We start from the raw sequence: 7908 nt of genomic DNA on the forward strand, positions 1-7908 counted from the left end.
ACCCCCACCCCCACCCAAACCCGCTGGCCCAGCGCCACCCCGCGGCCTTAAGAAAGAAGGCTGGCAGCGTGAATTCCCGCGTGGAAAAGACTTTGCTGATCAAACAGCGCCGCCTGCGGCATACCCGCCGCGCCCGTGTGGCCAACAAGCGTGCCGGGCTGGTTGGCATGGGTCTCGGCGCGCTGTTCAGCCTGCTGCTGTTCGGCGGCATACTCCTGGCCGGGCTGGCCTACGCCAGCCTCACCCGCCAGCTGCCCTCATTGGAAGCCCTGCCTCTTTATTTTGACGCGCAAAACGGCTCTCTCTTGCAGCCCACCCGCCTGTACGACCGCAGTGGGCAAACCCTGATTGCCGAAATCGGCAACCCCGGCATCCCCCGCCGCGTGCTGCCCCTCGATCCGGCTCAGCCGGAACATCTTTCGCCGCTGCTGGCGCAGACCGTGGTGCTGCTTCACGACCCGGACTTCTGGCAGCACTCCGGCGCGCGCCTGGCGCAGATCAGCGACCCGCAGCCGCGCACCCTGGCCGAGAAACTGGCCCTCGACCTGCTGCTGGAAAGCGAAGCGCCCGGCCTGCGCCGCACGCTGCGTATGCGCCTGCTGGCCGCGCAGATCACCGCGCGCTATGGGCGCGCCCAGGTGCTGGAATGGTATCTCAACAGCGCCTACTTTGGTCACCTGGCCTACGGCGCAGAGAGCGCGGCGCGGCTGTATCTAGGCAAATCAGCTCAGGACCTGACCCTGCCCGAAGCCGTGCTGCTGGCCGCGGTGGCCCAGGTCCCGGCGGTCAACCCGATAGATTCACCCGAAGGCGCGGCCGATTTACAGGCGCAGGCCCTGGAACGCCTGGCCGCCAGCGGACAGTTCGCCGCGGACGAACTGCGGCAGGCGCGCCTCGACCCCGCCCAGTTCCTGCCCGCCCCCACCGAAAACACTTCCCTGGCCCCTGCCTTTACCCAACTGGTTATTCAAGACCTGGAGCAGCGCTTTGGCCGCCAGCGCATTGAGCGCGGCGGGCTGGAGATTCGCACCACTCTCGATCTCAACCTGCAGCAAAGCCTGATCTGCGCGACCACCGCCCAACTGCAGCGTCTGACGGGAAGCAGCAGCTCCCTGCCCGCCGACTGCCCGGCGGCGCGCCTGCTGCCCACCTTGCCGCCCGGCTCGCCCGCCTACCCGCCTGGTCTCGCCGGCAGCGGCATCATCCTCAACGCCCAGACTGGCGAAATTCTGGCCCTCATCGGCGACACGCGCCTGAGCGGTGAAGACAGTGCCCTGCCGCGCCACCAGCCCGGCTCGCTTCTGGCTCCCTTTGTGGCCCTCTCGGCCGTCTCGCGCGGGCAGTCGCCGGCCAGCCTGGTGTGGGACCTGCCCGCTTACCTGCCTGCCAGCGCCAGCCAACCCGCCGAGTTCCACGGCCCGCAGCGCCTGCGCCTGGCGGTGGCCAACGACTACCTGGCCGCGCTTTATCACCTGCTTGAACAGTATGGGGCCGCCAACGTTTGGCGGCTGGCCGAACCGCTGGGGCTGAGCAGCCTCTCTGCCGACGCCGACCCGCAAGCCCTGCTGCTCGAAGGCGGCTCGCTCTCGCTGGTCGAGCTGGCGCAGTCCTATTCCGTGTTTGCCAACCTGGGTCTGCAGACTGGCCAGCCAGACGCCTCTGGCAGCGCCATAGCCCCGCTCAGCGTGCTGTCCGCCGCGGATATGAGCGGCCGCCCGCTCATTTCCCCGCAGCCCGCCCAGAAGCGCGCCGTGATCAGCACCGAGGTGGCCTATCTTGTGCATCACATTTTGCAAGATGAAACCGCGCGCTGGCCCTCGCTGGGGCAGGCCAACCCGCTGGAGATTGGCCGCCCATCCGCCGGCAAGACCGGGCAGGCCAACGCCGGGCGCGAAGTGTGGAGCGCCGGTTACACCCCCCAGCGCGTGGTGATCACCTGGCTGGGCTTGCCCGCCGAAGACGCCACCCCGCCCCTGCAGCCGAAACTGGCCGCCGGGCTGTGGTACGCGCTGATGCAGGAAGCCACCCGCGACCTGCCCGCCGCGCAGTGGGAGCAGCCGGCCGGGGTGAGCGCCGTGGCCGTGTGCAGCCCCTCTGGCCTGCTGCCCACCCAGGACTGCCCCTCCATCGTCAATGAGGTCTTTCTAACCGGCAGCGAGCCGACCGAGCTGGATTCGCTCTACCGGCGCGTGCAGATCAACCGCGAAACCGGCGCGCTGGCCACTGTCTTCACCCCCCTGGAATTAATCGAAGAACAGACCTTCATGGTGCTGCCCCCAGAAGCGCAGGAATGGGCACAATTGGCCGGGGTTCCTCAGCCGCCCGCCAGCTACGACGTCATCCAGCCGCCCGCCGCCCTGCCTGGCGCGCAGATCGCCGCCCCGGCCATGTTTGCCTTTGTCAGCGGCCAGGTGAGCGTGCGCGGCAGCGCCAGCGGCGCGGATTTCGACAGCTACCGCCTGCAGGCCGGCCAGGGTTTGAATCCGCGCACCTGGGTGCAGATCGGCGAAACCGGCAGCCAGCCGGTCGAGAACGGCCTGCTGGCTCTGTGGGACACCACCGCCAGCCCCGACGGCCTCTACGCCCTGCGTCTGCTGGTTACCCGCGCCGATAAACAGGTGCAGACCGCCGTGCTTCAGGTCACCGTGGATAACACCCCGCCCGGCGCGCAAATCACCTTCCCGATTGCCAGGCAGGTGGTCTCTGCCGCCGCCGAAACCGCGCTGCTGCAGGCCAGCCTGGAAGACAACCTGGGCGTCCAGCGCGTGGAATGGCTGCTGGACGGCAGCCTGCTCGCTGAGAGCAACCAGACGCCCTACGCCGTCGTCTGGCAGCCCGCGCGCGGAGATCACCGCCTGCAAGTGCGCGTGACCGACCTGGCCGGAAACGTGAGCGAATCGGAAATTGTGGAATTTAGTGTGAAATAAGAAAATAAACGGCTGCCCTTCCCGGCAGCCGTTTCTCATTCTGATTATTTCTCTTCAACAGGCGCAAAGCCCTTGCGCGCCATCTTGGCCAGCATCGCCTCCAGCGGATCGAACCCCTGGCTGGCGGCAAACACGGTGAGCATCATCAACACATCCCCGATCTCGGCCTGCACGTCCCGCTCGCGGTCGGGATTGTTGCGAATCCACTGCCCCTGATTCTCCACAAACGCGTCCGACAGCTCGCCCACCTCGGACACCAAAAACAAAAACGCCTGGTTGGCGTCCGGCTCGGTCAGGCCGCGAAACTGATAATACTGGCGCACAATCTCGGTGATGGTATGGTTTGTCTGCATCTCTAACTCCCAGGTTCAAAGTTGCCCCAAATGATACCAGCAAAACCTCTTTGCAGGGTGGCAATGCGGGCGGTGAATCCCCACTGCTCCTGCCATCCCCAAGATTCTTGTCGGGCTCGGACGTCCATCCGACCCATGAATATAAATCTCCCTCCCTAAAATGCGTTTTCCAGCATTTTGGGGAGGGCTTGGGGTGGGGTCCAAGTCAGCATTTGCGCATGAATACAGGTTTGTTGTATGATGGTTTCAACCAAGCAAAAAGGAGGGGTACATGCAAGAAATCACCAGCCAAACTGCCTATTTCAGTCAGCCCGGCGACGAAAACACCCTGCGCGTATTTGAGATGACCCTGCAGCGCGTCAAAGCGCTGCAAGTCAACACCTTACTGGTGGCCACCACCACCGGCAAAACCGCCGCCCTGGCAGCCCGCTTTTTCAAAGACTGCAAAGTGATCGCGGTAACGCATTCGGCCGGCTTTCAGTATGAGAATTTGCTCGAGCTGCAGCCCGAACACCGCGACCACATCCTGCAGGCGGGCGGCCAGATTCTCACCTGCCAGCACGCCTTTGGCGGCATCAACCGCGCCATTCGCTACAAGCTGGGGGCTTATCAGGTGGATGAGGTCATTGCCTATACCCTGCGCTTGTTTGGCCAGGGAATGAAAGTGGTGGTGGAAACGGCCCTGATGGCCGCCGATTCCGGTCTGGTGCGCACCGACCAGCCCGTCATCAGCATCGGGGGCACCTGCCACGGAGCCGACACCGCTGTGGCGTTGCTGCCAGCCAACGCGCAGAACTTCTTCGACCTCAAAATCCTCGAAGTGATCTGTCTGCCGTCCCCCCATCACCCCGCCTTCAAGTAAGCCCACTCTGCTACCCTTAACGAAAACAGGGGCTGCCTTATCACGGGCAGCCCCTGACGACTGATGCCAGCAAGCCAGAACTAATCCAAAATCAGGCGGCTGCGCTGGAAGCGTGCCCGCGCCACGGCCAGCAAGACCGCGTCGATCACCGCCAGCACCAACCCAACCCCCAGCATCACCCATCCCAGGTTGATCTGCATACCAGCCAGCGAGTCCATCCACCCGGCGATGGTCCCTTTCGGCAGAAACTGCAGCACCAGCATCGGCACCACCCACAGCGCCATAATCGCCAGGCTAAGCTTCTGATACGCCGAGCGCACAGTCGCTGAGCGCAGTGAGACCAGCACGCCCACGCTGGACATCAGCAGCGCCGCCAGCACCATCAGCAGCATCGCGCCCACAAAGGGCATCAGCGCGTAAAAGCGCAGACCTTCTCCCCAGGTGATCACATTGACCGTCACCGCACCAAGCAGCAGGCTGGCCAGGGTCAGCCCGCAGGCATACACCACCGCCGCCAGAATTTTGCCGAACAAAATCGCCTGGTCCGACAGGCGGCTGGCCAGCAGTGTTTCCAGGGTGTGGCGCTCGCGCTCACCGGCAAACGAATCGGTGATCATGGCGCTGGTCAGGAAAATCGGCAGCCACGACCAGGAAAGCGAAACCATCGGGTTGGTCAGCCATTCCGCTTTCGACATCACCGGCATATACACACCCAGCAGGCCCAGCACCACCAGAATATTGACCCAGCCGCTGCGCCGCGACTCGCCGCGCTGCAGCAAAAATTCTCTAATCTCTTTCGACATTACCACCAACACATCGGTCATCATTTCTCATCCTCCAACAGGGTCAGGAAGGCCTCTTCCAGGCTGGCCTTGCCCTTGCGCACTTCTTCAATTTCCACACCGGCCTGCACCAGATAACTGACAATCGCCGCCGATTCACTGTTCTCATTCAAATCCACCAGCAGATGCTGATTTTCACGCGCCGCGCGCGCCACCTCCGGGCGCTGGCGCAAACTATCGATCACCTCATCATTAATTCCGCGTCCGTGGATCTCCAACCGCTGCCCGCCCTGGCGGGAGCGCAGTTCGTCCGGCGAGCCCACCGCCAGCAGCCTGCCGCGGTCGATCACCGCCACGCGCGCGCACAGGCGCTCGGCTTCGCTCAGGTTGTGGGTAGTCAAAAACACCGTAACCCCCTGCTGCTCCACCAGCGCGGCCAGGTCTTCACGCAGGGCGGCCGCAGCCACCGGGTCGAGGCCGGCCGTGGGTTCATCCAAAAAGAGCAGGCGCGGGCGGTGCAGCAGAGCGCGCGCCACGGCCAGCTTCTGCTTCATGCCGCGGCTCCAGCCGCCCACCTTCTCATCGCGCCGCTCCCACAGCCCCAAATCGCCCAGCAGCGATTGAATGCGCTGCGCGCGTTCGGCGGCCGGCAGATGCCAGACCCGCGCGTAGAAGTCCAGGTTCTCCATCGCGCTCATACGCTCATAGAGGCCGGTGTGCTCCAGCAGCGCGCCGCAGTTCTCGCGGATCTCCTGCGCCTGGGTGCGGGTGTTATAGCCCAGCACTTCGGCTTCACCGGCGTCTGGCTCCAGCAGACCCAGCAGCAGGCGGATGGTGGTGGTTTTCCCCGAGCCGTTTGGCCCCAGATAACCAAATACGATGCTCTGCGGAACCTCAAAACTCACCTGGCTCAGAGCCTGAACGGCGCCGAAGCTGCGGCTGAGGCTGCGGGTTAGAATTGCATTTGTGCTCATGGTTCACTCCAAACTAAAGATACTTCATCATATTTTTTAGCTGCTTGCGGTAGGCTTCAAACGCCTGGCGGCCCGTCTCGCTGAGGCTGATCAGGGTTTGCGGCACTTTTCCGCGATACGTCTTCTCAATTTCGATATAGCCCGCCCCTTCCAGCTTGCCCAAATGAGAGGAGAGATTGCCTTTGGTCAGGCCGGTCTCGTTGAGCAGGAAGAGAAAGTCCACTTTTTCCGCCGCGGCCAGAATGGAGAGGATCATCAGACGCGCCGGTTCGTGGATCAGGCGGTCCACTTCGGTCCAATCGCGCAGATCATCCTTCTTCATCCGCGTCCTCCTCGGCTGGCGTGCTGCTGGCCAGGTAGGCTCGTAGCGTCAACCCGCCAGAGACCAGCCAGGCCGCCCCAAATACGCCAAAGAACAAAGCGCTGTTGAACGGGTCGGGAATGTTGAGCAGCGAGGCCAATAGCCCCCCCGCCAGCGCCGCCGCGCCCACCAGCAAAAAACGCCACAGATTCACCTGGTAAGCCAGGTACGACATGCCCGCGAAAACCAGCAACCCGGTCAGCGCCATCACAAAGCGCTCGCCCAGCAGGGGCATAAAATTGATCAGCAGCGCGATAGTGGTTGCCGAGACAACACCAGAGAGCAGCAGCACCAGCCAGCGCCGGGCTGTTTTGGGGCGGCGGTATTCCACATATCCGGTGCGCGGGTAGGTAAGGCGCTGCTTGGCGCGGTTGACCCAGGCGCGCACGCCGACCATGCCGCCCAGCAGCAGGACCGGCATGCCCAACCCCAATAGGATGGCCTTTACTCCCTGCCAGGGCAGCCAGCCCACCACTAGGTATAACAGCCCCAGCAGCAGGATCAGCGCGCCCGCGCCAATTTCAGCCAGCCCATCCACATACCAGTAGCGCTGGGTTTTCTTCATCATTTGTTGAACAGGATCATTCATGCATGCACCTTCCAATTACAGACTGGTTTGTATTACAAACCGGTATGCAATAATATAATCCTACTGTTTGCTTCTGTCAAGGGGTAAAAAGAAAAGGCGCAAATAAAGAATAGCATTGATAGCAAAGTGTGGTAACGTAGCTAATGGATTGGAGCTTTGAAAAAATCCGAGATGTTGGAACAATTAAAAAGCCTGTCTGAAAACGAGAAATCATTTCCGTGTTTAATCGGTCGTTGATTAAAGGCGAATTGTGCTTCATCCAACATTGTAAAAACTGGCACATACAACAATCGCCAAAGGTTCTTACGCAAGAATTGTCGAAAAACTTTTGGTAAAACTACGAATACCGATCTTTACTCCACAAAGAAAAATCTCGAATAATGGATTCTGTTTGCTTGTTATATGGTTCGTGGGTATTCGTTGCGCCGATGCCATGAAGGAGTAGGCATTTCTAGCCGTACTGCCTTCTATGGTCTTTGCAAAAGCAAACGGGATTCAAATAAAGCAAATCCGCTCCGGCAAGTATGAAGTGGGAATTTAAAATATCCAGCATGTTAATTCACACCATAACCAATTAAAGGACTGGATGAAACGATTCAACAGTATGGCTACAAAATACCTAAATAACTATCTCAATTGGTTTAAGTGGCTTACAATCCAAAAGGATTTATGGGAAAGGGATAATTCCCCAAAAAACGTTGTTACAGCATACATGATTGACTATACAATACGGTGGTGCGATTTTGACCATATTCCTGAGCAGTTTACATAATTAGAGAAGACCTGCTATTAGGAGTCAAGGGGGATTATTGAACTAATGGATTACATAAGGGCGGTTCTCCTTTAGAACAACATAAATCCGAATCAACAGCTTTTGTCATTGAACGCCCTATAATGTACCAGTGACATTCAGCAAAGATGTACCAGCGATAATCACCAACACTACGCCACAGATATTCAGCAACGATGTACCAGAGATCTTCAGCAACACTACGCCACTTTCAGACATGGTCAAAATCGATTAACCTACTGGCATACGGAAACGAAGCCAGGAGGAACC

7 protein-coding genes and 2 pseudogenes are annotated in these 7908 nt (G+C 60.4%); 4 read left to right on the forward strand and 5 right to left on the reverse strand.

Translation table 11 applies throughout. The features are described from left to right. A partial coding sequence (locus tag ADN00_RS01820; RefSeq protein WP_075061250.1) for a transglycosylase domain-containing protein occupies positions 1–2927 on the forward strand: 2927 nt, incomplete at its 5' end. A 44-nt stretch (positions 2928–2971) separates the two neighbouring features. On the opposite strand, the gene ADN00_RS01825 is transcribed toward ADN00_RS01820, so the two are convergent. Continuing rightward, positions 2972–3280 (reverse strand): MazG nucleotide pyrophosphohydrolase domain-containing protein, encoded by a 309-nt coding sequence (locus ADN00_RS01825; RefSeq protein WP_075061251.1) that lies wholly within the window; start codon positions 3278–3280, stop codon positions 2972–2974. 271 nt (positions 3281–3551) lie between these two features. On the opposite strand from ADN00_RS01825, the gene ADN00_RS01830 reads away from it, so the two are divergent. Beyond that, on the forward strand, positions 3552–4142 hold the full coding sequence (locus tag ADN00_RS01830) for a pyruvate kinase alpha/beta domain-containing protein (protein WP_075061252.1): 591 nt from the start codon (positions 3552–3554) through the stop codon (positions 4140–4142). An 80-nt stretch (positions 4143–4222) separates the two neighbouring features. Here ADN00_RS01830 and ADN00_RS01835 read toward each other — a convergent pair whose 3' ends face one another. From ADN00_RS01835 to ADN00_RS01850, 4 genes are read right to left on the reverse strand one after another with little or no spacing between them, the layout of a single operon-like run. Continuing rightward, complete coding sequence (locus tag ADN00_RS01835) at positions 4223–4969, reverse strand: ABC transporter permease subunit (protein ID WP_075061253.1); 747 nt, start codon at positions 4967–4969, stop codon at positions 4223–4225. After that, a complete protein-coding gene (locus ADN00_RS01840) occupies positions 4966–5898 on the reverse strand; it encodes an ABC transporter ATP-binding protein (protein ID WP_075061254.1) in 933 nt (310 codons plus the stop codon). Before ADN00_RS01840 ends, ADN00_RS01835 begins: the two co-directional genes overlap by 4 nt. 13 nt (positions 5899–5911) lie before the next feature. Next, positions 5912–6220, reverse strand: a complete 309-nt coding sequence (locus tag ADN00_RS01845; RefSeq protein WP_075061255.1) for a winged helix-turn-helix domain-containing protein — start codon at positions 6218–6220, stop codon at positions 5912–5914. Further along, positions 6207–6848, reverse strand: a complete 642-nt coding sequence (locus ADN00_RS01850) for a hypothetical protein (RefSeq protein WP_075061256.1) — start codon at positions 6846–6848, stop codon at positions 6207–6209. The genes ADN00_RS01845 and ADN00_RS01850 overlap by 14 nt, the downstream gene beginning before the upstream one ends. Positions 6849–7106: 258 nt before the next feature. On the opposite strand from ADN00_RS01850, the pseudogene ADN00_RS20650 reads away from it, so the two are divergent. Further along, positions 7107–7229, forward strand: a pseudogene (locus ADN00_RS20650) (IS1595 family transposase); the annotation flags it as partial. 160 nt (positions 7230–7389) lie between these two features. Beyond that, positions 7390–7518: pseudogene (locus ADN00_RS20510) on the forward strand (IS1595 family transposase); the annotation flags it as partial. Positions 7519–7908 lie beyond the last annotated feature (390 nt).

The organism is Ornatilinea apprima (genome assembly GCF_001306115.1).
GTDB lineage: Bacteria > Chloroflexota > Anaerolineae > Anaerolineales > Anaerolineaceae > Ornatilinea > Ornatilinea apprima.

Coding starts and splice junctions, on each gene's coding strand:
- ADN00_RS01845 (WP_075061255.1), bottom strand. CDS start 6,220: ATGAAGAAGGATGATCTGCGCGATTGGACCGAAGTGGACCGCCTGATC.
- ADN00_RS01840 (WP_075061254.1), bottom strand. CDS start 5,898: ATGAGCACAAATGCAATTCTAACCCGCAGCCTCAGCCGCAGCTTCGGC.
- ADN00_RS01850 (WP_075061256.1), bottom strand. CDS start 6,848: ATGAATGATCCTGTTCAACAAATGATGAAGAAAACCCAGCGCTACTGG.
- ADN00_RS01830 (WP_075061252.1), top strand. CDS start 3,552: ATGCAAGAAATCACCAGCCAAACTGCCTATTTCAGTCAGCCCGGCGAC.
- ADN00_RS01825 (WP_075061251.1), bottom strand. CDS start 3,280: ATGCAGACAAACCATACCATCACCGAGATTGTGCGCCAGTATTATCAG.
- ADN00_RS01835 (WP_075061253.1), bottom strand. CDS start 4,969: ATGATGACCGATGTGTTGGTGGTAATGTCGAAAGAGATTAGAGAATTT.